23 protein-coding genes are annotated in these 24,536 nt (G+C 49.7%); 6 read left to right on the forward strand and 17 right to left on the reverse strand.

The genetic code is table 11. The features are described from left to right. Positions 1–16 precede the first annotated feature (16 nt). The 6 genes from ACN0XZ_RS17030 to ACN0XZ_RS17055 all read right to left on the reverse strand — a co-directional run bounded on the left by ACN0XZ_RS17030 (position 17) and on the right by ACN0XZ_RS17055 (position 5,191). Entirely contained in the window at positions 17–811 is a 795-nt protein-coding gene (locus tag ACN0XZ_RS17030; protein WP_417459002.1) for a tetratricopeptide repeat protein, read from the reverse strand. Between the two features lie 40 nt (positions 812–851). After that, entirely contained in the window at positions 852–1,436 is a 585-nt protein-coding gene (locus tag ACN0XZ_RS17035; protein ID WP_417459003.1) for a hypothetical protein, read from the reverse strand. Beyond that, on the reverse strand, positions 1,433–2,149 hold the full coding sequence (locus ACN0XZ_RS17040; RefSeq protein WP_417459004.1) for a hypothetical protein: 717 nt from the start codon (positions 2,147–2,149) through the stop codon (positions 1,433–1,435). Before ACN0XZ_RS17040 ends, ACN0XZ_RS17035 begins: the two co-directional genes overlap by 4 nt. 413 nt (positions 2,150–2,562) lie before the next feature. Next, complete coding sequence (locus ACN0XZ_RS17045) at positions 2,563–3,957, reverse strand: sensor histidine kinase (RefSeq protein ID WP_417459005.1); 1,395 nt, start codon at positions 3,955–3,957, stop codon at positions 2,563–2,565. Between the two features lie 10 nt (positions 3,958–3,967). Further along, positions 3,968–4,645, reverse strand: a complete 678-nt coding sequence (locus ACN0XZ_RS17050) for a response regulator transcription factor (RefSeq protein ID WP_417459006.1) — start codon at positions 4,643–4,645, stop codon at positions 3,968–3,970. A 27-nt stretch (positions 4,646–4,672) separates the two neighbouring features. After that, a complete protein-coding gene (locus ACN0XZ_RS17055; protein WP_417459007.1) occupies positions 4,673–5,191 on the reverse strand; it encodes a PepSY domain-containing protein in 519 nt (172 codons plus the stop codon). A 139-nt stretch (positions 5,192–5,330) separates the two neighbouring features. On the opposite strand from ACN0XZ_RS17055, the gene ACN0XZ_RS17060 reads away from it, so the two are divergent. Further along, the gene (locus ACN0XZ_RS17060; protein WP_417459008.1) at positions 5,331–6,689 is read left to right on the forward strand and encodes a hypothetical protein; all 1,359 of its coding nucleotides are present in this window, start codon (positions 5,331–5,333) and stop codon (positions 6,687–6,689) included. Beyond that, a complete protein-coding gene (locus tag ACN0XZ_RS17065; RefSeq protein WP_417459009.1) occupies positions 6,682–8,244 on the forward strand; it encodes an HAD-IB family hydrolase in 1,563 nt (520 codons plus the stop codon). Before ACN0XZ_RS17060 ends, ACN0XZ_RS17065 begins: the two co-directional genes overlap by 8 nt. A 123-nt stretch (positions 8,245–8,367) precedes the next feature. Here the strand turns inward: ACN0XZ_RS17065 and ACN0XZ_RS17070 are convergent, their stop codons facing one another. The 4 genes from ACN0XZ_RS17070 to ACN0XZ_RS17085 form a co-directional block, all read right to left on the reverse strand. Continuing rightward, positions 8,368–8,553, reverse strand: a complete 186-nt coding sequence (locus tag ACN0XZ_RS17070; protein WP_417459010.1) for a PbsX family transcriptional regulator — start codon at positions 8,551–8,553, stop codon at positions 8,368–8,370. Between the two features lie 16 nt (positions 8,554–8,569). Next, positions 8,570–9,007 carry a hypothetical protein gene (locus ACN0XZ_RS17075; protein ID WP_417459011.1) on the reverse strand — a complete coding sequence of 146 codons (438 nt, stop codon included), beginning with the start codon at positions 9,005–9,007 and terminating at the stop codon, positions 8,570–8,572. Between the two features lie 150 nt (positions 9,008–9,157). Next, entirely contained in the window at positions 9,158–9,412 is a 255-nt protein-coding gene (locus ACN0XZ_RS17080; RefSeq protein ID WP_417459012.1) for a hypothetical protein, read from the reverse strand. Beyond that, complete coding sequence (locus ACN0XZ_RS17085) at positions 9,405–9,935, reverse strand: hypothetical protein (protein ID WP_417459013.1); 531 nt, start codon at positions 9,933–9,935, stop codon at positions 9,405–9,407. The genes ACN0XZ_RS17080 and ACN0XZ_RS17085 overlap by 8 nt, the downstream gene beginning before the upstream one ends. A 144-nt stretch (positions 9,936–10,079) precedes the next feature. Between ACN0XZ_RS17085 and ACN0XZ_RS17090 the strand changes: the two genes are divergently transcribed. Further along, entirely contained in the window at positions 10,080–10,442 is a 363-nt protein-coding gene (locus ACN0XZ_RS17090; RefSeq protein WP_417459014.1) for a helix-turn-helix domain-containing protein, read from the forward strand. A gap of 420 nt (positions 10,443–10,862) precedes the next feature. Here the strand turns inward: ACN0XZ_RS17090 and dndE are convergent, their stop codons facing one another. Both dndE and ACN0XZ_RS17100 read right to left on the reverse strand, forming a co-directional pair. Continuing rightward, positions 10,863–11,228: a DNA sulfur modification protein DndE gene (gene dndE, locus ACN0XZ_RS17095; protein ID WP_417459038.1), complete on the reverse strand. Its 366-nt coding sequence runs from the start codon at positions 11,226–11,228 to the stop codon at positions 10,863–10,865. A gap of 551 nt (positions 11,229–11,779) precedes the next feature. Beyond that, the gene (locus ACN0XZ_RS17100; RefSeq protein WP_417459015.1) at positions 11,780–11,950 is read right to left on the reverse strand and encodes a hypothetical protein; all 171 of its coding nucleotides are present in this window, start codon (positions 11,948–11,950) and stop codon (positions 11,780–11,782) included. 369 nt (positions 11,951–12,319) lie between these two features. Here ACN0XZ_RS17100 and ACN0XZ_RS17105 point away from each other — a divergent pair, with 369 nt between their 5' ends. The 3 genes from ACN0XZ_RS17105 (at position 12,320) to ACN0XZ_RS17115 (ending at position 17,045) form a co-directional block, all read left to right on the forward strand. Then, the gene (locus ACN0XZ_RS17105) at positions 12,320–14,005 is read left to right on the forward strand and encodes an AMP-binding protein (protein WP_417459016.1); all 1,686 of its coding nucleotides are present in this window, start codon (positions 12,320–12,322) and stop codon (positions 14,003–14,005) included. Between the two features lie 284 nt (positions 14,006–14,289). After that, the gene (locus ACN0XZ_RS17110) at positions 14,290–15,438 is read left to right on the forward strand and encodes an acyl-CoA dehydrogenase family protein (RefSeq protein WP_417459017.1); all 1,149 of its coding nucleotides are present in this window, start codon (positions 14,290–14,292) and stop codon (positions 15,436–15,438) included. A gap of 455 nt (positions 15,439–15,893) precedes the next feature. Further along, entirely contained in the window at positions 15,894–17,045 is a 1,152-nt protein-coding gene (locus ACN0XZ_RS17115) for an epoxide hydrolase family protein (RefSeq protein WP_417459018.1), read from the forward strand. Positions 17,046–17,097: 52 nt separating this feature from the next. Here ACN0XZ_RS17115 and ACN0XZ_RS17120 read toward each other — a convergent pair whose 3' ends face one another. The 5 genes from ACN0XZ_RS17120 to ACN0XZ_RS17140 form a co-directional block, all read right to left on the reverse strand. Beyond that, positions 17,098–18,300 carry an acetyl-CoA C-acyltransferase gene (locus ACN0XZ_RS17120; protein WP_417459019.1) on the reverse strand — a complete coding sequence of 401 codons (1,203 nt, stop codon included), beginning with the start codon at positions 18,298–18,300 and terminating at the stop codon, positions 17,098–17,100. Between the two features lie 8 nt (positions 18,301–18,308). Beyond that, positions 18,309–20,366: a 3-hydroxyacyl-CoA dehydrogenase NAD-binding domain-containing protein gene (locus ACN0XZ_RS17125; RefSeq protein ID WP_417459020.1), complete on the reverse strand. Its 2,058-nt coding sequence runs from the start codon at positions 20,364–20,366 to the stop codon at positions 18,309–18,311. 50 nt (positions 20,367–20,416) lie between these two features. Then, the gene (locus ACN0XZ_RS17130; RefSeq protein ID WP_417459021.1) at positions 20,417–20,770 is read right to left on the reverse strand and encodes an EthD domain-containing protein; all 354 of its coding nucleotides are present in this window, start codon (positions 20,768–20,770) and stop codon (positions 20,417–20,419) included. Beyond that, complete coding sequence (locus ACN0XZ_RS17135; protein ID WP_417459022.1) at positions 20,767–22,311, reverse strand: flavin-containing monooxygenase; 1,545 nt, start codon at positions 22,309–22,311, stop codon at positions 20,767–20,769. Before ACN0XZ_RS17135 ends, ACN0XZ_RS17130 begins: the two co-directional genes overlap by 4 nt. Positions 22,312–22,550: 239 nt before the next feature. Next, entirely contained in the window at positions 22,551–24,245 is a 1,695-nt protein-coding gene (locus ACN0XZ_RS17140) for a class I adenylate-forming enzyme family protein (protein WP_417459023.1), read from the reverse strand. Positions 24,246–24,536 lie beyond the last annotated feature (291 nt).

A 24,536-nucleotide genomic window follows, 5' to 3' on the forward strand; every position in this document is an offset into this window, starting at 1 on the left:
AACGCCGAGTGGGGCCTTAAGGGAGTGCATCTTCATCATCAACGGGACCAGCTTCTTGCCAGTGCGCCATCAGCTTGCGCACCGTGGTTTTCAGCTCATCATCCGCATCCGGGTGCAGCATCACACCCGCAAGACTGGCGATCGATGCATCATGGTCACCAATGCTGCGCTCCAACATCGCTTTCGCAACCGAAACTGCAGGAAGGTTTGGCGACAGGCTTTTTATCCGGGTAAAAAATTGAATGCCGCGATGGGGCAGCCCGGCACCGATATAGCTGTAGACCATACGGTCGAGCACCGTATCGACTGCAAAGGACATGTTGACGAGGAATAGAAGCTCTTCATTCTCGACCGCTTTTTCCCATTGCCCGTCATCAATAAAAAGATCAATCAGCGACAGGCGTGCGGCAATGTCTGTCGGCTCAAGTGCTAACAGACGCGTATATGATGCGATAGCCTCATCCTGAAACTCAGGCGTGTCCCGCATATCATAGGCCATGGCAGCGGAAAGCCGCCACACCTCAGGACTATCCGGCGCTATCTCGCGCGCACTAGCGAGATACCCAAGTGACTGCCGCAGGGCATCTGCGTCGCCCGCGTCCCGATATTGGTTATAGAACTGGAGCGCATATTTATGCTTCACCATCGCAAGCGCGATCCGGTTGAGATCGGACCCGTCCGCCGCGAAAGCTGCCGCAGCTGCTCTTTCATCCGGGAAACCATTACCCGACTGCGCATAAGATGGCTGCGCGCCAAGAAGCAGTATGCCCAGAAGCGCGCCACCAAGACTTCGTTTCAATTTTTCAATCATCCCCATGGCCTCCCCCATGTCGGCATCCGGGTTCAGTGGTCTATTTGCTCCTGAACGGAATGCGGTACTCCAGAAACGCGAAACGCTTGAGATTCTGTAGACGCACAAAAAGCTCCGCCTTCTTGTCCAGCTTACCTTCCCGCACAAACACAACGCCCTGTACTGTCGCGCCGGGCTCAACAATGATGTTCTGGAGTGACTTGGTGGCGAGCGCGGACCGCAGAATTGCCATACGCATATGGTCCTTGTTGCCACCCCCACCGGGGTCAATATCTCTTACCACCTCGTTGAGATCATCTTTTGCGAGCGGCTTTTTTTCGCCAGCATTAAAGACTTCAAAATCACTCAGATGCAGGCGGAATGGACTGTTGTTGGTGATTGCTACATCGAGTGTGGCATAGTCACCAATCTTGTCACCGAACAAACGGCGTTGTTCCTTTTTACCGAAAACCTCAACGCCCACCTCAATGCCTCGTTGATCTTCCTTGAAGGTGTATGAGAAAGCCTCCCGAAACCGGAGCTGTTGCGTCTCTGCGCTGAGGAAAGGATCATCGTCAGCGTGAAGTGTACCACAGAGCACAGCGGTTGAGAGGGCTGCGCCAATGATATGTCTTGCTGCAGTCATCGTGCTATCTCCAGTCCTGTCGCCATGATGAGCTGTTTCATGTCGGTAAAGCCTGCCTTAAGTGCTTCAATAGCATTGCCGGTATATTCATAGGGTGCTACCTCGCCAGAGCTATTGAGGCTACCGTGTTCGCGTCGGATTTGTTCCGCCCACAAAATGATGCCTGAACGAGGCTCGATTAGCTGACCGACGAAGCTGAAATGTACGTTCAGTTGGAAGTCTGGGCTCTTCTTGTCGTTCATCATTTTCTTGCGCAGCAGGTTAAAATGCACCAGATCAGCCGTCATCAGGAGGTCAACTCCATTGTCTGCCGCGATCTTCGCTAGCGCTTCGGGTGAACTGATGTCACCTGACGGCACAGAAAGGCGCCGCACATTGCGGAACAGGTTGCTGGCTTTCAGTTCATAGTAGAGTGTGTCGCCAATTGCGTCGGGCAGGGTTTCGATGAAAAAGGCGTCACTGCCACCATAGAATTTCATCACGCGTTTGTCGGTCATCGGCAACACGCCGAGGGTGACATTGTACTTGGGTTGATTGTAGGCTGCCTCGGGACGATAGGAAATGCTGAGGCGGTTTTTCTCCTTCGGAGGCTTGATCTTTTCTACATCATCGGCAAAAGCCGTATTTGAAAAGCGACCACCATCCATGGACCAGGCGCCAAGCGCGCACATAGTAACACCAACGGCGATTGCCGTTCGTAACAAAAGTCTCATGCGTACATCCCCCATACTTGATGCGACTTATATCGGAAAGTATGAAGGCTACCGCAGTAAACTGCAAGGTTTCTAGCTACGGAAGATGGTTTATTTCTCGGGGGATTTGATCCAGTTAATAGGTCTATCTCCCGTTATGTGGTGACCGGCATCAGCCCTAACGCGCGGAAATGAACTCAGCCCTACGACCAAGTGCATATGGGCTAATTACGAAGCCCACTTTGGATAGAAAGCGACCCGATAAAAGGGACCCCGTACCGAAAGGCGGCACCGTTGGTATATGAATACTGCCTCTTGATCACATTTGTTTCGTTTCTTGCGCCGGTGCTGCTTATGCTCTGATAACCGGACTGAGTCATGAGCCGGGCTTTGAAATCGTGAAATAAGCGGTCACGTATAAGCGCTCATCGTAATCAAGTTTTCAGAGGTTCAGGCTGCACGGATGTCAAGTTCACCTGAACCGAAAAGCCATGTGCCGTGTTGGCAAAGGCCAAATCGCCACCATGGGCCTTTACCACAACATCCACGAGACTAAGGCCAAGGCCCAGCCCGGGCACTTCCGGGTGCCCGACGCGGTAGAACCTCTCAAGAACCTTAGCGCGCTGATCAGCTGGAATACCGGCTCCTTCATTCTCGACTGTAAAACAGGCATGATCGCCTTCCAGCCGCAGTTGAACCATAATTACAGATTGGGGCGGCGCGAATTTAACCGCGTTATCCAGAAGGTTGGACATCATCTGGAACAGCAGATTGGGGTCGCCTCTTGTAAAAGCATCCCCTGCATTCTGACAATTGATGGTCAGCGCTTTTGCCTCTGCCTCTGGCGCGTAAAGTTCAACCACATCGGCCACAAGGCGGCCAAGATCAACATTTTCCCTGTTGATGTTATGGCGGCCGGTTTCAATGCGGGCGATGCGGAGAAGCGCTTCAAATACCGCTTTCAGCCTTTCCGACTCCGTTATGGCGCGAGCGGCATGCTCTGGCGTCAGTTCACCACTGTCCGCCTTCGCTGCCAGATCCTCAAGTTCAGCATGAAGGCGAGTGAGCGGCAGGCGCAACTCATGGGCAACACTATCGGAAACCCGGCTAATTGCCTCAACCGACCTTTCGATACGGTCAAGCATCTCATTAAGGGTTACAGAGAGTTTATCAAAATCATCGGCTGATCCTGTCGTGGGCACACGCCTCGACAGGTCACCCTTTATAACCTGCTGCGCAGCGGTATTAATGGCATCAATTCGCCTGCCAACGGCAAGGCTCATGAAAATGCCACCTGCACTTCCCAGCAGGACAGAGATAACCGCGGCAGCCACCAACACCTCAATAAGCCGCTCTTCCCTGTCTCCTATATCCTCAATATCCCGCCCCACGATCAGGCGCGAACTATCTGCAAATACCTGTTCGAGCGAGAGGGCCTGATAGTCCACTTCATCACCCTCAACGTAGCGGTCGGCCTCTATTTCAAAGAAACTGAAATGAGGTTGGCTGGGCCAACTTGGCAGGTTGCTGCTGACCACTTCACCATCTGGCGCGATAAAGACATGAAATGCTTTCCGGGGGGCTGGGTCCTGCGCCCGCACCTCCAGCGCCCGCACAAGTGCCTCCTGGCCTTCCAGTTTATAGATATCTGAGAGCTGGTCACGTTCGGCCCTTACTGTTACCGCAGTTTCTTCCCGCGGCTCAGCCACCAGCGCCCAATAGGTTATGCCGGTCAAAACACTGACCGACACCATAAACATGACGACATAAAGCATAACCAGCCGGAATGCGAAACTATAACGCAGATAGGTCAGGAAAGCGGGTTGCACGGGTCACTCCTCAAGCCGACGGCCTAATCATATAGCCGGTTCCCCGAACTGTGTGGATAAGTTGGGCGTTAAAACCCTTATCCACCTTCTGTCGCAATCGGCTGACATGCTGGTCAATAATATTGGTCTGAGGATCAAAATGATATTCCCATACTTTTTCAAGAAGCATGGAGCGGGTTACCACCCTGCCGAGGTTGCGCATGAGATACTCAAGAATACGAAACTCTCGCGCTGTCAGCTCAATACGCTGGCCAGCACGGCTGACCTCATGGGCCAGCAGGTCAAGCTCCAGATCCATAACGGAGAGTATGGTTTTCTCCGGTTTGGTTGGCCCTCTGCGCGCAAGAACTTCGACGCGCGCCAGCAATTCCGAAAAAGAAAAGGGTTTGGCAAGATAGTCATCTGCTCCCGCCCTCAAGCCTTTCACCTTTTCATCCACTTCGCCAAGGGCACTGAGAAGTAGAACCGGTGTATGATCTTCAGCTGCGCGCATGGTCTGTAAAATGGTCAGGCCATCTACTGTCGGCAGCATCCGGTCAAGGATGATCACATCAAAACTTTCTGCCGCCGATATATAGAGTGCCTGTTTTCCGTCGTTCACACACTCAACAGTATGGCCTGCCTGACGCAGGCCACCCGCTACATGCTCCGACACACGTTTATCGTCTTCCACCAGCAATATCTGCACAGGAAATCCCGCTCTCACTATTGTGGGTTATCTGGCTGCGCGAGCCCCGGTGACTGCATCAACCAAAAGTTCCGTTGGTCCGGCCTGGGTCATGATCTCAACCTCATACTGAGGCTGATCATCGGCAATGTCAAAACGCATATACTGGACGTCGCCGCCGGTTTCCTGCTGAAGTCGGCGCATGTGCGGTAACACTGATGGCACGTTGCGAGCCACCTTCAACCGCTTGCCCGCCGCCACATCGATCCACAGGTTGGAAAGGAAGGGCTTTTTTGCGCGCAAGATGCTGCCTGTATGCGCGTTAATCCACAGCTGGAAATGATCGCCCGCCTTGGCAACATCTATCTTGTAGCAAAGGATATCATCCTTGGTGTCCAATTCCGCCTCGATCAGCCGCGCGTTCAAATTCTGCTCCGCGATCTCGCCCGCCCTGATCAACCCGATGAGCTCTGGGTTATGTTCTTCCGCGTGCACGAGTGGTTGCACAGCAAAAACCAGAACCACAGCCATCATGAACGCTGAAACCTTGGCAAAAATCTTATTCATTAGGTTTTCCTCATAAAAATCACGAACCAGGCGCACGCTAAACGGGTTAGCTGACAGCAACATTTGGCAAAGATTTGTTTTTTGTCATGAAAGTCGGTTCTCTTTGCCCCGCGCTTGGCATCGGTGCTTGAAAATCTGTATGCATCAACAAGATACGGATGAACCGGTGACCGACAGTTCCCTTCTCACACAGCTCGCAGCCAGCACAGACAAGCCATATGCCCTGCAGCTTCCGACCGCGTTCCCAAAGCGGGCCAAGGTCATTCACATCGGGTTCCTGTTTAACCACGAGCAAGGACACCAGCTCGCGCATAGCGCGCCCATACTCGCTGCCCTCGCCGCAAAAGACAGTGGCAGGGTTCATCTGCATGCTTTTGTGTCAAATCGGGCGCGAGCGCAGGAGCTGAAAGCATTCATACCCGAAACCCTGTGGCACCGGATCACCGTGCATCATATACCGCCCCCCGCACTTGCCTGCTGGACGGAGACAATAACCGGAGGCGCTGTGCCTGTGCGGCGCATTGGCGCTCTCTTCAAGCATCGCGCGTTGCTTGGAAAAATGACCATACTGGTTGCCCCGGAAACCACCTGCATCATGCTCAAAACCCATATGGGCTGCCGGAACACTCGCTTCATATACACCCAGCATGGCGCAGGCGACCGCGCTGTTGGCTTCAAGAAGATCATTCGCGAGTTCGACCATGTGCTTGTACCTGGGCTTAAGATCCGGGATCGCATGCTGGACAAAAACATCATCCGGGAAGGTGACTTCAGCCTTGTGGGATATCCGAAGTTTGACGCTGTTGCCCGCCAAACCACCCGCCGTCTATTCCCCAACGAACGGCGCGTGGTTATCTATAACCCGCATTTTCACCCGGCTTTGTCCTCGTGGTACAAACATGGCCTACGCGTGCTGGAATTTTTCGCGGAAAACACCCAGTTCAACCTGATCTTCGCGCCCCATGTCATGTTGTTCTCACGTAAAATACATCTGTCCTTGTCGCCACTGCGGCTACAGCAGAGCGGGACAATACCGGCGCGCTTTTTCAACTGCCCCAACATCCTCATCGACCAAGGCAGCGCACGCAGCACCAACATGACCTATACCCGAGCGGCCGACATCTACCTCGGTGATGTATCCAGTCAGGTTTACGAAACCATTACCACCCCCAAACCCTGCATCTTCCTGAGGAATAGTCATGAAGAGTGGCTTGACGACCCCAATTTTGCCCACTGGCATTTGGGCAAGGTTGTTGATGACATAGACAGCCTTAGCCACGCGCTTGCGAACCAGTCATGGTTTGACGACATCTTGAGAGCCCGTCAGGAAGCCGCATTCGCCGCCACATTTGGCAGTGCACCCTTCGGCGCAGCCGAGCGTGCGGCCAACGCCATCATCAAGGTTTCGGGTGCCGAATTTCCAGCCAAGTCCGTTTTCCCACCATCACGCTTCAATGCGAACGATACACCTGCCCGGAGAGGAGAATTCCATGCATGACAGCATGACGCTAAGTAGCGACCTTGCGAGCGCTGACCTGAAGCTGGAGAGCATGGTCACCCAGGCGTGCGCCTTTGCGCCCCAAGCCTGTACTGCAATTATCCTGGCCGGACGAAGGCCGGAGCCAGACGCACTTCAGCAGTTAAAGACACGCCACGGAAAAGCGGCGGCCATGATCGCAGGCAAACCTATGCTCGCGCATGTCGTTCGGGCTCTTGTCCGATCTGGCTTAATCAATGAAATCGTGATCACGTCAGAGCATGACCTGACCGGCAACGCCGATATCATAGCCGCGGCGGAGGGCGTGCCGCTTTGTCATGTGTCTGCACAAACCAGTGTCTGCGGCAGCGCAAAAGCAGCTTTTTCAAGGGCTGATGGTGCAGCGTTGATGACCACGGCTGACAATCCACTGTTGAAGCCAGAGACAGTGCGCACTTTTATCGGAAGTGCCGCACAGCATGAAGGCTTCTCTGTAGGCCTGGTCAGCAAAACCACCATTGACGAAAAATACCCTGAAAGCAGACGTACCTATTACCGCTTCGGTGATGACGCTGTATCCGGGGCCAATCTCTTTTATCTGCGCGGAGAAAACGCAGGCGCTGCACTTGACTTCTGGCAGTCAGTTGAAGCCAACCGCAAGCGTCCCTGGCGCATTTTGCGGGCTTTCGGGTGGAGTACTGTGCTTGGGATGGCGCTCAGACGTTTTAGCCTGTCGCAAGGTTTCGCCCGAGCATCACATATCATCGGCTGTCCTATCAAACCACACCTGTTGCAGGACGCGGAAGCCGCAATGGATGTTGACAAGCCTGATGATTTCATCGCGGCAGAAACTATTCTAAAAGCGCGGCAGGGAACAACACAAAAGCCGAGAAAAGCAGCCGAGAAACCCCACGAAAGTTTCGCTATTTTCGACCTTGACCGCACCCTTACCCGGTACGGCACCTTCACGCCGTTTCTGCTATCCACCCGTAAGGGCGTGATCGCCCGCATGTTTTTGATGCTGCGACTGTTGCGGCATATGCTGCTCTATAAAGCGGGTGGTATTTCAAGGCTTGAACTAAAAAACCGAATGCTTGCGATAACCTTCCGGGGCATGACGCCTTCTGAAATTGAAACGGCAGCCCGGAGGTTCGCCAAAAGTATACTTGAGAACGGCTTGCGAGATGGCTGCATGCTAGCGCTCGCCATGCATAAGATGGAGGGAGATACCATGGTGCTTGCGACCGCCAGCATCGACCTCTACGCCAGGCATATGGCCGATGGGCTCGGGTTCGATCACCTTGTGTGTACAAAAACCACCTATACCGAAGGGGATACGACCCCCGTACGGATTGACGGCGACAATTGTTACGGTAGCGGCAAGTATCTGCGCCTCCGCGATGTGGTTCTGAAAAGTGACGCACGCACGCGTGAGCAGGTGTTTATCTCCTTCTATAGCGACCACTACGCCGATATGCCGGTCCTCGAATGGGCCGACGTGCCGGTGGTAGTTTCGCCCGGCATCCGTACGCACGCCATGGCAGTTAACCGCCAGATGAAGATTGTCGAATGGTAAAAGCCAACCTCGCCTGTGCCGACCCTCGAGCTTGAGCCAAAGTGATTACCCCAGCCTGTCAGTGGACCACTGGCGGGGAGAACGCCAACCATACGACATCACCGGCGGCAGTCGCAGGCGAACTCATAGAGGCGCTTCCCGCCCTACAGACCTGCTGAAGTTGAATTCGCCGTGCCTGTTATCTTCTGAGATATTGGCAACCAATTCTTCGAGTGAAACGGCCTCTGCCTCCACCGGCTCGATAATCAAGTGGCCTCCATCTTCACGTACGTATAGAATCTGTTCCAGCCCCAACTTGGCGGTGCCCATTGGCGTCGCTCCCGATCTATAGTGGTAATCCTAAGGCTGCGCTTTCCAGAATACGCTCCGCCGCCCTTGCTCCTGTCACTGAGGCTGACGCTTCAAACGGCGAAACGCCACCAAGCTCGATATGATTGCGAAAAAGGAACTCGTTGGCTCCCTGGGGGCTGCCGATTACATCTTCAGCAACGGCACGTAGATGCGCCGCCCGGAGAATTCGCTCGGCCAAGGCGCCCTTAAAAGTGGAGTTCTGGTTGAACGCAGCTTTCGAGACTAGGCCTTCTTGAATGAATATCGGCGTCGGACACATCTTATCAGCAGTCATGCTGCCAATGAAGGCCGCCAATGCGGGCTGTGGAATCCCATGCTCAACCAAGCGACCAAGGTCGGTGAAGCTCGTTACCTCGATGCCAAGCTTTGTGCTTCCGCCGAACTGCCTACAGATACCAGCAATATTGAGCATTCAGCCCTCCATATTTGGCTCGTTTTTGCATCAGACTGGTCTCAGTATCTCTGGGCAGGGCAATGATAACTCGCATTCAATTACACCCTAAACACCGCGGTGCCTCATTTTGGCTACACCTATGCTCAACCTCCTAAGCATAAACTCGCTTTAGTCGGCGGCAGGTGTGGAGTTTGTTGTTGACCTTTCTTGACCGGTGAGATCGTGAAACAGCATGGTTGCGACGGCTTGGCGGGTTTCAGCCGACATGTTGCTCGCGCGCACAAGATCTATTCCTGCACTAAAAACAGCGTTGATAGCCATCAGGCCTCTTGAATTGTCGCCCTCTACGAAATCGAAGGCCGCCCGGACAATTTGAGACCGTAAGGCGAGCCCAGTTGATGCAGGGATGGAAGCTTCAGACATTCGCGTTATCCTTTGAAGGCGGTTGCTCCATAAAAGTAGAAAAGTAGAAGTCCGACGCGTGCCGCTGAAGCGTATCCGTCTCTCTCTTCACGGCGGCGTCCTGGAGACGTTGAACGAGAAACAGGATGACCAGGAATGGCAGGATGATCAGAAATGCATAGAGCGATATCGCTAGCAGCGCCAAAGCCAACATGGCGACGATGAAGATGCCCAGCCCGCCGATGCCCAAAAACGAGCCGAAAATGCCATTCAGTATCCTGACAAACCAGCGGATAGTTGCGACTATGCCATTGGCACCGATCTGTAGAATGCGGAGAACTTTGGGGGGCTGGTACAATGAGGTCAGGAAATCGCTCAAAGGTGCGATTTCCGTCATAATCAGATTGTCGCCACGCCGGCACTTAAACACAGACGGGAGTGCCTGCCCACTTTCCAGAATGAGAGACATTTCCACGACATCTACTTGAGGAATTGCCCTCAATGTCCCGGGAAACCCGAAGATGGAAATAGCTCTGTCATGCATGACTGTGCGGCCCTCAATTCAATTGGTGGGGCAGTCCTTACCCCTGAGTACGTTCGAGATATCGATACTATAGTATCGAATCATTATTAAAATTTGATACTATAATCTCTGGCTCATGTCCACGGCGCCACGCATCTTGCCGTTATGGACAACCTCAAGAAAACAATAGGGCAGCGGATAAAGCTGCTCAGATCCGCGCGCGGTCTGAGCCAGGAACAACTGGCTGAAGAAATTGGCCGCGGGATCAGCAGTATCTCAAAGTTGGAACGTGGGATTATGATGCCCGGGATCGATACTCTGGTACTGCTTGCTGGGTCTTTGAACTGTTCCCTTGATGATTTGGTCCAGCCACTCGATGCCTCTGCCAAGAGGGGTAAGAACAGAAACGAGCGTATGTCTCTGGATCAGGAGGCTTGGGCTGTCCTCGCCAACTTGGACAATGCTGAGCTAGAAGTAGTCATCTCCACTGCCAAGGCAATAGCGACGCTTCAAAAAACCAGGCAATAGGGCTGCTTCATTTTATATGCTACGCTTGATCCTTAAACGGCGGTTGTCCGAATAACGGTCTGACATTCAGCAGCGCCCCACAGGCTTTATGCTATAAACAGATTCTGTGAGGAGCCTGCCGTCACGGGAAAAGGCAATATGACTATCTTTTTCGACTTATGCTCCAAAAAATGAAAGGTCGAAGTGATCCTACTTGATGTGAATCTTGAACTCATTGCCTTGATGAGCAGGTTTTCGCAGCCTTACGGCACTTACTCGTGTGTACAGGGCGGTTACCGAAATTGAAGGCGCCAAAGAAGGCGTGAAATGGCAGACCCTCGCCTCTCTATTGCTGCAGCCGGCGCTTAATAACTAGGCCTAATTGGCCCGCGAGTAATTTGGGAGCCGAAGTTTGAGGTCACTACCCACCGGGGTGGCTACTTACCTAGGCACTGCAAGATTGAGCAGCTGGCGGATACTTCTTATATTTTTGTTTGAAGAGAGGTATCCGATTCCTCTCTTCAAATGCTGCCTGAATTCTCGATACAGCGTCTCACTATCCGGGGTCAGGCCATCTTCAACACATCTGAGCTGCAGCAGATCATAGTACAGACCTGCGTGTTCGCCGCCAAAGGTCTTCCAAGTCATTTCCACATTGCTATCACTTGAGATTTTTGTCCTGGGAGGCCGCGTTTTTTCGCGTAGAGATATGTTGAATGCCCACCGACACAAAAAATTCCAGTGTTCAATGCCTGTATGACGCTTCAGACGAGCTAGTTGATCTTTTTCAAGTTGAGAAATTTTGATATGATCAAGCTACATTCTTCATATCCTTCGAAAATATATATCCTGGGACAATTGAAGTGCATTGATTTTCGTCATTATGAATGAGTGAAAATTCAGCAGCAATATATTGAGACAGGCGACCGTACTCATCTTTCCCAATCTCTTCGTCAGTTGATAACAAGAACATCTGATGGCTAGCTCTAGGAAAATAGCGGACCAAAAGATTGTCTCTGTGAAGGCCGTCTACACATAAGCATTGGTGAGCGTAGTGTGTGGATTGAGCTTGTCCCGTACCCTTTGTTTTTCTAAGCGTTGCATAACCCGAGCTCGGCTAGCGCTTTCGGCTTTGCGTGTTCCAAGGGCTACAATGGCTTCACCATTCGATTGGACCACTTCTGTATGCTTTGATGCCAAGCGATTGTAAATCATCTCTAGCCCACCAGCCGCATACTGTTCAAATATGGCAAGCGTCTCAATAATCCGGCTCTCTTTGGCTTTAGTAGCTGAACGACCACCATTGAATGGCTGAAAGCCTTGCCCAATAAGCGGGGCCCAGTGAGCGCAGTGAGGGATCAACCGCGGTAGTAGCATTTGTCTGCCAATATCTCTCCGGCTGGAGAGAGCGCCGGAAACGGCAACGCAGCGCCCTTGTGGTCACTCGTCAGGCCTTCGCTGAGAAGCATCATGATCCGGTCAAGCTCTCCGGTTTTACCAACCATCCCCGCAAAGATGCGGTTGAACACCTCGAGGCAGCTCCAGCGGATGAACCAGATTATAGACGCTTGCCAAGATTGTTCACCCTCACAAAGACGAACAAACCCGTCAGGCTCCGCCCGATTTCTCAACGAGTGATAGCCGCCAAAATAAAACACCTCCAGGCTGCAATCCTGGAGGTGTTCATATATCCGCCCCTCCTCGTATCGACGGACATGTACCACCTTCTCAAACAAGACAGCTACCTGACCTGAAAAGCCCCATGGAAATCGGAGAAAAGCCCCTGGGAAACAGGGATGAAAACCGAGTTTAATAACCAAGTTTTACAAAGGCAGTTTGTCTTCTTTTGAGGAAAGCCCGCTTGCCACTTAAATCGATGACTTTCTAAGGAGGGTAAAATGACGACAACACAGCTGAGCCATGTTCATGGCGCATCTCTTACTCCCCTTAAATACGAAACTATCGGTAATTGCCTCCACAAAACAGCAGAAAATTGGCCTAACAACGATGCCTTAGTTTCATGCCATCAAGGAATCCGGCTTAACTATTCCCAGCTAAGAGACCAATCTTTTAGCGTGGGTGCGGCTTTGCTTAAGCTAGGTCTGAAGCCGGGGGACAGAATTGGGATTTGGGCGACAAATTGCGCCCAATGGACTATCACACAATATGCTACGGCCTTCGCTGGATTGATACTCGTAAATATCAATCCTGCCTACCAAAAAGACGAGCTTGCTTATGCCCTAAACAAAGTCGAATGCAAGGCGATCATTATACAAGATCGCTTCAAATCTAATAACTATGTTCAAACGGTTAGAGGTCTTGTGCCTGAGATCGATAGTGCGGACGCTGGGCAACTGAAATGCGTAAATATACCATCTCTCGAAATAGCCATTGTTATCGGTGAGCAGACCCCTCCTGGATTTCTCAACTTTGATGATCTTTCAAAAATGGTCACAAAACCCGATCTGGAATATTTGAAGCAAGTTGAACAAGGCTTGGACCCTGACGACGCCATCAATATACAGTTTACAAGCGGTACAACAGGGGAGCCAAAAGGCGCAACCCTGACTCATCTCAATATTCTCAACAATGGCTTTTTTGTGGGTGAGAGATTGCGCTATTCATCGGAGGATCGGATTTGTATTCCTTTGCCTCTTTATCATTGTTTTGGGATGGTCTTGGGGAACTTATCAGCGCTCGTCTACGGTGCCTGTGCCGTTTATCCTGCACCAAGCTTTCAACCAGACGAAACGCTAAAGGCTATAGAGGCTGAAAGATGCACTTCATTATATGGGGTGCCAACAATGTTCATTGCCATGCTTGGTGCACCTGATTTTGAAAGCTTTAAACTGTCCTCTTTAAGGACGGGGGCCATAGGAGGATCCCAATGTCCTTCTGAAGTTATGAAACAGATCATGTCAAAGATGAATATGACCGATGCAACCATTGCATATGGAATGACGGAAACAAGCCCGGCCAGTATGCAGACATCAACCCAAGACAAGCTGGAGCATCGCGTTGAGACGATCGGGCAGGTTCTGCCACATATTGAAGTCCGGATAGCGGATACACAAAATCGAACAGTCGCTCGAGGAATCCCAGGAGAGATACAAACCAGGGGGTACTCAGTTATGTTAGGCTATTGGGGAGACCCTGATCAAACAAGCGAAGCCATCGACAAGAACGGCTGGATGCATACGGGTGATATCGGCGTAATAGATGAGGATGGCTATGCGAAAATTGTTGGCCGTATCAAAGACATGGTTATTCGAGGGGGAGAGAATATCTACCCTGCGGAAGTAGAAGGCCTCCTATATAAGAATCCCGCCATAGCAGAAGTTGCAGTCTTTGGTGTGCCGGATCATAAATATGGCGAAGAATTGTGTGCGTGGATTCAGTTAATGCCGGGAGCTGACGTTTCTGCTCAAGCTATTAAGGATTACTGCAAGGGTAAGATAGCACACTTCAAAATTCCCAAATATATTAAATTTGTTGACGACTTTCCGATGACCGTTACCGGAAAAATTCAAAAATTTGTTATGCGAGAGATAATGAACGACATTCTCGTGCATGGAGAACTTTAGGATAAATGGAATAAAGCTACTCCATAACAGATCCTCTTACGAATGCCCCATAGCTTGACTTTAAGCGCGATTAAAACTCCTAGGCGTCCGAAACTACCCGCTTTCATGCGGGCGATAGGACCCTAGAAAGGGCCCCCACAATACTGATGATGTTACAGTATCCAAACGAAAGAAAATCCACCATGTTGCGTAATCGTCAATCTCTCATATCGATTAGAAATTGCTATGGGTTCAAAGACTAAATTGTAGCTATGAACAGTAATGGAAACACAGGAGGCATAGGCATGGACTCGGATACATATGACCTCTTCCTTGAGCAGCTCAAAAGATATGTACGTGAGAAACTGGTTCCGGCGGAGGAGTTGCTCGAATCTACTGGAAAAATCCCAGAAGATATTCTTTCAGAAATGACAGAAATGGGACTGTTCGGAATCACGATACCGCTAGCCTATGGCGGCTCGGAAATGACTATTACGCAGTATATCAATACAATAATGGAACTGAGTTGGGCAGCTCCCGCTTTTCGTTCGATATTGACCATGAATACCGGAATGGTGGCATCCGCCCTCAAAAACTTTGGGACACCAGAACAAAAATCAAATTGGTTACCGCAATTAGCTGCGGGCGCTATCTGTTCTTTCGCGCTCACCGAACCTGGTAGCGGTTCAGATAGTGCTAATCTTAAAACACAGGCAAAGAGGATAAAGGACGGCTATGTCCTGACAGGTACAAAGCGGTATATTACTAACGCGCCTTTTGCTGAATTAGTGTTGGTTATGGCTCGAACGGCCGGTGAAAACCTGCCTGGAAATCAGCATGTATCTGCCTTTTTGGTCCCGACAGATTTACCGGGCGTTACAATTGGCAAGCCTGATAAAAAAATGGGGCAAGATGGATCACAAATAGCCGATGTGATTTTGGAGGGCGTCGTCGTTCCTCCCGAAGCATTGTTGGGGGAAGTCGAGGGAAATGGCTTCAAAATTGCAATGGCTTCGTTGAATACCGGCCGTCTATCTGTCGCGGCGGCTGCTGTGGGATATGCGAAACGAATATTAGACTGCGGTATTCAATACTCATTGGAACGAGAAGCCTTTGGAGAATCCATCTCAAACTTCCAACTCATTCAGGCCATGTTGGCAGAATCTGAGACGGAAATATATGCTTCTCAATGTATGATTGAAGATGCAAGCCGACGAGCGGATCGCGGAGAAGATGTGATTGTGAAAGCCGCCGCAGCCAAGATGTTCGCGTCAGAGATGTGTGTCCGTGTAGCCAATCGCGTTGTTCAAATCCATGGCGGAGCAGGATATCTCTGTGAATATAAGGCGGAACGATTTTTTCGCGACAGTCTCGTCTATAAAATATACGAAGGAACAACTCAGATACTACAACTTATGATAGCTAAGCGAATTCTGAAGCACTATGGTTCTTAGTCTTAAAGAGCACTATATTCGGTACTCACAGACTCAAATATATAGTGCGCACCTACAGATCGAATCAAAGCACCCCACCGATCATGGAAGATTAGGCCTTGGTTTTGAAGGCTCTTTAACATACGCACACAAAACCATACTAGAGTATCGGCTTTCTGAATTCTATCCGACTTTACGAACTAAGATGATTTTGGCAGTCCCAGCGATGATTTGTAAAAACAGAATTCATAAACTACTGGGCGCAGGAGTATCGAAATGCCGTAAAAAAGATCTCTGCATTGAAGAAAAAATAGTTTCAACTACTCAAGCTAATCAGTTTGTGAGCCCCTGAAGCGTTGAATCTTCTGATGACGACTGGGTTACTTAGTTCCGTGTAATACGGGGTCATTATCTCATGCACAGTGAGATGCTATACAGAATGTTGTTATAAAGTGCTCAATCCAAAGGAAAGAGATATGCCAAGAAAATTTACTGTCCAAATCCCCCAGTGTAAAATTGAAGATATCAAATCGCGCGTAAAATCTTATTCTTGGTTTGCGGCACCTCAAGATGAAGAAAAATCTTGGTCCCGGGGTGTCAACACTTCATATTTGAAAGAGCTCTGCGATTATTGGGTTTGTCAATATGATTGGCGCGCCAACGAGGCTCACTTAAACCAATTCCCGCAGTTTATAGAAACTATAGACGGCATCGATATACATTTTCTTCATGTACGTGGAGAAGGAAGTAAGTCTCGGCCAATCATCTTAACGCATGGTTGGCCTGGATCACATTACGAATTCTGGAGTGTGATTGAACAGCTTGCCTTTCCATCAAGAAATGGTGGAAATCCAGAAGATGCTTTTGATGTTATAGTACCGTCGCTTCCGGGGTTTGGGTTTTCTGGCAAACCTCCTAAACCGATAGGGCCGCGCGCTACGGCTCGTCTCTGGAACAAGCTCATGACTGAATGCTTGGGGTATTCACGTTATCTTGCGCAAGGTGGAGATCTCGGTTCCCTTGTTACGTCTTTTTTAGGATTGGATTTTGACGCATGCGTAGGTATTCATCTGAACATGATATCATTGCAGCCAGCAGATTCTATACCTGTCACAGATGAAGAAGCGGACTGGCTTCAAGTCTACGCCACTGTTCATCGGACAGAAGGTGCTTACTTGCATCAACACACAACAAAGCCACAAACTATCGCAATTGCTTTAGGGGACTCGCCAGTGGGTACGGCTGCTTGGATATTAGAAAAAGTACACGGGTGGACAGATTTACGTGCGGGCAGTCTAAAAGATATCTATTCGAATGATGAAATTTTGACCAACATAATGATCTATCTTGTGAATGATGCAATATCTTCAAGCATATGGTTTTATCGAGGCCTTATAGAAGAAGGCAATTTGAGTCTTAGTGCTGAAGAGCATTTGAGCAAACCAACAGGTATTGCCAATTTTCTCGGTGAACCGGTATTTAACAATCCACCACGCAGTTGGGCTGAACGAATGTTTAATATTGTTCATTGGACAGATATCGACCAAGGTGGCCATTTTGCTGCGATGGAAAACCCCAAATTATTTGCAAATGACGTACAAGATTTTGCCCGGTTGATTTCCTTCTGAAATGCTGATTATGCTTCCTTAGTGCTATAGTTTCTGCAGAGTTCACAGGTAATCAAGCGACTTCGAATAGGGCCGCCGCTCCCATGCCGCCGCCCGCACACATTGTGCAGACGACATACTTGACGCCTCGTCGTTTGCCTTCGATCAGAGCATGCCCAACCATCCTGGCGCCTGACATACCAAACGGATGTCCAATTGAAATACTACCGCCATTGACGTTTAAAAGCTCGTCAGGAATTCCCAATTGATCCCGACAATACAAAACCTGAACCGCAAAAGCTTCATTTAATTCCCAGAGGCCAATATCATCAACTTTCAGTTGATGTTGTTTCAGCAATTTAGGGACAGCAAAAACCGGGCCTATCCCCATCTCGTCGGGGCTGCACCCGGCGACGGCCAGTCCACGATAAATACCAAGCGGAGAAAGCCCACGTCTTGAGGCTGCTTTGGCTTCCATTAATACAGATGCAGAAGCCCCATCTGAAAGTTGCGAGGCGTTACCGGCAGTTATGCAGGCCCCTCTCTTTATTTGTTGTCCATTTTTAAAGACAGGTTTTAGAGCCTTTAGGCCTTCCAGCGTTGTCTCTGGCCGGTTGCCTTCATCCTGCTCAAGTAATATCTCTCTGTATGATGCCTCTCCAGTATCTTTGTTCACCGTCTTTATGGTTGATGCCATTGGAACGATTTCATCATCAAATCTACCGAGCTCTTTTGCTGCAGCTGTTCGCACTTGCGAGTTCAGTGCGTAAGCGTCTTGCGCTTCACGGGACACACCATACCTTTCAGCAACAATTTCTGCCGTTTCAATCATACTCATGTAGAGTGCAGGGTAATGCTTTGAGAGCCACGGATCTTGACTGCGATAGGTGTTGCGGTGTTCATTACGCACTAGGCTGATGGACTCTCCACCACCGCCAACGGCGATGTCAATACCATCAACTATGATCTGTCTTGCAGCCGTGGCAATCGCAACCATTCCTGACGCGCACTGACGGTCAACACTTTGGCCTCCAACGCTGACCGGCAATCCTGCTCGCAAGGCACACTGACGCGCCGTATTAAAGCCAGAGCTTCCCTGCTGACTTGCTGTGCCATAAATAACATCTTCGACCTCATGCAATTCAACGCCTGCGCGGTTAACCGCATGATGAATTGCATGTCCGCCAAGGGCCTGCGCCTGTGTTTCATTAAAAGCACCTCGGAAGGCTTTGCCAATAGGGGTGCGGGCGGTGGATACAATTACAGCTTCCCTCATATTACTACTCACTTCTTTGATGGACTATTAGAAAAATTCTGGCCATTTTTAGCCATGGTCGAGAGTAACGGGGCAGGCTCAATTCTGAATTCTCTCAACCCTTCGACGATATTTCGCAGGCCGACTCTATCCGCCCAATACATGGGACCGCCTGTCCAGTCCGGCCATCCATATCCGTTGAGCCAAACAGTATCGATGTCGGACGCGCGTTGGGCTATACCTTCTTCTAAGATCTTCGCACCCTCGTTGACCATTGGATAAAGTAACCGTTTGAGGATTTCTTTATCGGTTATAACGCGTTGAGTGTGGCCAGTTTTTTCAACGAACTGATCGATAATTGCCTCTGTTTCTGGCGAAGCTAAGGCTCGACGATTTTCATCATAATCGTAGTAACCTTTGCCGGTTTTTTGTCCGTATCGGCCGGCTTCACAAAGAATTTCGTGTACTGATGAGCTGTTCGATTTTTCGGCTTTCCAACCAATATCCAGGCCAGCAAGATCGGACATTTGGAACGGCCCCATGGGGAAACCAAACTCAGTCAAAACAGTATCAACGTCCCAAGGCCTCGGGCCTTGAAGAATAATATCGCGCGCCTGCTTTTGTCGTTGGGTGAGCATTCGGTTGCCGATGAAGCCATGGCAAACACCAGAGATAACCGCTGTTTTGCCGATCTTTCGAGCCAGGGATAGGGATGTTTTTAGCACATCAGGTCCGGTCTTAGCCCCGCGAATCACTTCAAGTAGTTTCATAACGTTGGCGGGTGAGAAGAAATGAAGGCCAACGACACTCTCTGGGCGTTTTGTTTCAGCGGCCATTTTATCAATATTCAGGTACGACGTATTTGTGGCCAGAATCGCTCCTTCCTTTGCTGTAGAGTCAAGTCGACGGAATATAGCACGTTTGAGTCCCATATCTTCAAAAGCCGCCTCAATAATGAGATCGCATTCAGCAAGCGCCTTAAAATCAACCGTCGGCGTCAGCAGGCTCATGGCTTTCTCGACCTGATCATCAGTCAGACGGCCTTTTCGGGCCGTAGCTTCATAATTCTTGCGAATGATTCCTACACCGCGCTCAAGTGAAGCCGTATCCCGGTCGACAATTGTCACTGGGATACCTGCGGAGAGAAAAGCCATTGAGATGCCACCGCCCATGGTGCCAGCACCAATGATGCCGACTTTTGCAATTGGACGTGCAGTGATTGAATCGTCTACGTTTGCTATACGGCCAGCAGCCCGTTCCGCAAAAAAAACGTACCTCAGCGCTTTTGATTGCTCGCCATTTTTTAATCTTAGGAAGAGCTCGCGTTCAGTTTTAATGCCATCTGAAAAATGCTGAGAAGCCGCAGCGCGGATAGCCTTAATTGCAACGGCCGGGGCTTCACGTCTCCCAAGCTTTCTGCTGAATTTCTCTGTGAAGCACTTGATTGCTAGCTCTGCATCATCAACTGATCCTATCTTACCCGTCAGTTTGCTAGTGATAGGAAAGGTCGGATTTGCGAGAGCGGTTTCCACAAGTGCGATAGCCTCTTCTTCAAGGTCATCTTTATCTACGAGGCAATCAAGTAAGCCAATTTCGAGGGCCTTACTTGCAGAAATTGTGTCACCCAATGCAATGATAGGCAGGCTCTCCTGAATGCCGATGATGCGCGGCAATCTCTGCGTGCCACCAGCACCGGGAATAAGACCAAGTTTGACTTCGGGAAGGCCTAGCTTGGCATCTTGTCCGGCGACGCGGAAATGGCAGGCCAACGCGATTTCGAGGCCGCCTCCCAACGCAGTTCCATGAATCGCAGCCACGATCGGCTTTGGGCATAGTTCAATTTTATCTATGACGTCCGGTAACATTGGTTGCAGGTCAGGTTTGGAAAATTCCTTTATATCGGCGCCAGCGAAAAACGTTCCCCCTTCACATTTTATTACGATAGACCTAACAGCCTCATTGCTTACAGCTTTATCTATGGCCTTCGAGAGCCCAATTCGCACAGCTTGGGACAGAGCGTTAACAGGTGGATTGTTAGCGCTAATAATGAGGGTGGGGCCTACTTTCTTTGTAAGAATAACTGACATGAATTCCTCCGTCGCAGCTGGTTTTGTTATGAATATTGATAGTAGACCGACTAAAAAATCGGCGCTTCCTCACCCCACAGAACAAGCGACCGCTTAGAATCAATAAACTGTTGCTCGTCAGCCTTCAGCTTTTTGATGGCGTCACGGGCGGCAGGTTCGCTATGGCTTATGGTGATGGTTTCCAGGTTATTAAACCAAACTTCCGCGATTCCATCCCAAGGCATCGGTTCTGAACTACCGAGACGCAAACCGATGGGAAACGAAGACAATTGCACGTATCGACGAATTCCAAGAACGTCTGAGACGCTCTGTACAAGAGGTGCATGCGTGTTGCGCCAATGATCGAGAAATTCGGCTCTACCTAAATGAGGCAATCGGGTAATTATGACCACTTGCTTAATCACCCGAATTTCTTTCTCGCGAGGTGTTCTGAAGACCGAGTGTCGTCGTAGACAAAGGGCGCTGCTTCGAGATTAATCTTCGGGTATTCGTCCCGATCCCACCAATAGTCTTGGCTATGCCCCCACTCGGGCTTGGAGCCGCGTTTTGGAAGATGCATTTGACTTCGCATCATGTATCCAGGATTAAAAAGCTCACTATCCATCCACGGAAGGCGTTCCATGTTGTCGCTCGGGTCCAATTGAACCATGACTTTTTTTACGCTACGCTCGTCCATGTGGTTAAGCAGGCGGCAAACAAAGTCACCAACCAAGTCAACACGCAATGTCCAGCTAGCTCCGCGGAAATAGCCCATAATCCATGCCATATTTGGGACTTCTGTAAACATCATGCCGCGATAGGTCATGACTTCCGAGAAATCAATTTTGCGGTTGTCGACCGTGAACGCTATGTTGCCAAAGACTTGTAGGCTGAAGCCTGTGGCGGATATAATGATGTCTGCATCCAGCGTTTTTCCGGACTGGAGGAGAATTCCCTCAGGGGTGAATCTCTCAATGTGATCCGTCACAATCGAGGCCGTCTCATCAGCTACGCACCTAAATAAGTCAGCATTGGGAACAACGGCAATACGTTGTTGCCAAGGTCGGTATTTCGGCGTGAAATGCTTATCTATAACGTCTTGCGGAAGGTATTTTTTGAGACCCCTTAATAATTCTTCTTTAGCTTTTTCCGGGTTGTCTATCGTGTGTTGCAAATACTTACGTCCATCAACAGCGATCCTTCTCCGAACAATCTCGTGGATCCATGTTGGATCAATATTTAACTCTCTTAAGGAATCCGCGAGGTCGTTCTTGTTTGGGCCCGGAGAAAAATAGGTGGGAGACCGTTGTAGCATGGTGACATGCTCGCAATTGCTAGCCAGTGCCGGGACCAGTGTCGCAGCTGTTGCACCTGAACCAATGACTACGATCTTCTTATCAGAGTAGTCCATATCTTCCGGCCAACTCTGTGGGTGCACTATGGTGCCCTTGAAGCTATCCATCTCGGGCCATTCTGGCATGTAGCCTTCGGAATGCTTATAATAACCTTGGCACATCCACAGAAAGCTGCATGTAACTTGCAAAGATTGCCCTGTTTTTTTATCAGTCGCGGTAACGGTCCAAACATTAGCATGACTGTCCCAGTCAGCGTTACTGATGTGGCAATTATAGTGGATTTGTTCCGTCAGATCGTTTTCGTCGATAACTTCCCCCAGATAATCCAGGATTTCCTGACCAGAGGCGATCGGATTACCGTGCCACGGTTTAAATCGATAGCCAAAGGTAAATAAGTCGCTGTCTGATCGAACACCTGGATATTTATGGCAACGCCATGTGCCGCCATATTTGTCCATGCTTTCGAGTATGAAGAAAGACTTCTGTGGAGATTGTTTTTTGAGTTCATATGCCGCGCCAAGGCCTGAAATGCCAGCACCAACTATAATAACGTCGACATGACTCCCATTAAGTTGGGACTTTTGTTTGGACTGACTATTTTTTTTTAACAAGGCCTGTATCCTGTTTTGGTAGCTGAAGGTCGCAATACAAAAAGCTTGCATTGGCCTTAATCGCGTGGCGGTGTGCACCCTTACTTGTTCCCAAACTCCCGTACAGAATGCATACCTGATGACGATATATTAGGCTTTCATCCACGCTTAACTAGGGCTTGTACCCCTGAGGTCGGCCGGACATTTTGGGACTGTCAGATGATGGATAGGTTGAACGGAAAAGCAGATTGATTTGATGGTTAATGTGGTGCTTCAGCGCCGACCATCTCGCGCAGCTTTTTTTTCACAAATTTGCCGCTGGCATTTCTAGGGATTGGCTGATCTAGGAACCATACCGCTTCCGGGATTTTATAGGCAGCGAGGTGTTCCTTGCAGTGCTGCCTAATTTTTTCCGGTGTGAGATCAGTATCTTTATGAGTTAGGATTGCAGCACCAACCGTTTCGCCAAGCCTTTGATCTAAAACGGAAAATACACAACATTCGATGATGGCCGGATGGCGGTACAAAACTGCCTCAACTTCGCTGCAGAACACATTTTCCCCGCCCCTTAGAACCATATCTTTCTTACGGTCAACGATATAGAGAAACTGGTCTTCATCTATTCGGGCGAGATCTCCGGTACGCAACCACCCATCAGTAATGCAGGCGCTAGTTGCGTCTTGATCTTCGAAATAACCCTTAACTACCGATGCACCCTTTATCCACAATTCACCTGTTTCTCCCTTGGGTAATTCATGCCCGTTATCGTCCATAAATTTTATTTCTAAGGCCGGAACAACAGGGCCACAACTGGTTGGCTTGTCGAATAAGAAATCTCCAGAGATTGACGCTATGACACCACTTGCCTCTGTCATCCCATAGCCGGAGGATATGCTTAGGTTAGGCGTCTTAACTGATACTTTCTCAACAAAATCTGGCTGCAGAGGCGCGCCTCCGCCACCAATGTTTTCGAGACACGATGTATCACTCGAAAAAAAATCTGGGTGATTTAATAATTCGCGGCCCATCACTGGAACACCGCTCATTGTCGTGATGCGCTCTTTTTCGATGATACTCAACGCATTACCAGCATCCCACCTATACATAAGGACAATCTTGCCACCGAGTGCCGTCGCAATCTGTGCAGCGCAATTATTGGCTGTAACATGGAATAAAGGTGTTGTGATTAATGCAGCCGGAGGCGAAGGCACTTCATTGTTTATTCCCTGCGCTGTCTGCTTGGCGAGGTTTTGTACATTTCCTGCGAACAACACATTGAATATATTGCACACTGCGCTTCTGTGCGTGATTTCAGCGCCTTTTGAAGCCCCTGTTGTACCCGAGGTATAAAAAAGGCACGCGTTCGAGTCCGGATCAATAATGACTTCGGGGAATGTGGGGTCATGTGAGATGACTTCGCTCCAGCTAATAACAGAACTCTTTGGAGCCGGTTTTTCGCGAACAATTACAAGTGACTTTGTTTCATTGGGCAAAGGAGCGTTAGTAAACTGCACCATACGCTCCTTGTCTGCGAAAATGACTTTGGGTTTTGTGTTTGCAACAGCGTGTTTAGCTTCTGCGGCAGACCACCAGGCATTCATACCCACAACAGTGGCGCCTATATTCATGCAACTCCAAAAAATTAACATCCACTCGGGATAGTTGCGCATGGCAATAGCGACCCGGTCTCCGGGTTCAACACCTTGTGCACATAGCCATCCGGAGACCCGCTCACACATTAGATGAGCGTCTAAATAGGTTATACGTTCATCTTGATAAATCAAATATTCATTATCGCTGTATTTCTTTGATGATTTCCATATGTCCCGAAGGTTTGCTGGAGCGTTTTTATACGACTTCAGTGAAACCCCGCGGACATCGATGGTCTCAATTTCAAATGGCCCACCAGTAGCGGTGAGATTGGCCCAAGCCTCTTTAAGTTCTTTGTATTGCATGGCTTACCTCCCACTCTTAGCTATTCTTGTTTTTGGCAAATGACGAGGGGGCGACTTGCCGGTTTCAGCCGGACTCTACGAGACGTGCGATAAAGATGAATGGGGCCCTGTATAGTAATCCAATAAAATATGGAGACTGTCTCACAGGGGATGGGTACACAAAGAAGAGCCGATTTGGCAGAAACATGGCTTTGGTCTAGGCTCCTTGCGGAGATGATCTCTAACGCCGCCCTTTTCTGAGGTTAGAGTTTCAGTTGGAGCTCACTTGAGGCAAAAAAAGAAAAGCATAAC

The sequence above is a fragment of the Kordiimonas sp. genome, from assembly GCF_048264555.1.
In the GTDB taxonomy this organism is placed as follows: domain Bacteria; phylum Pseudomonadota; class Alphaproteobacteria; order Sphingomonadales; family Kordiimonadaceae; genus Kordiimonas.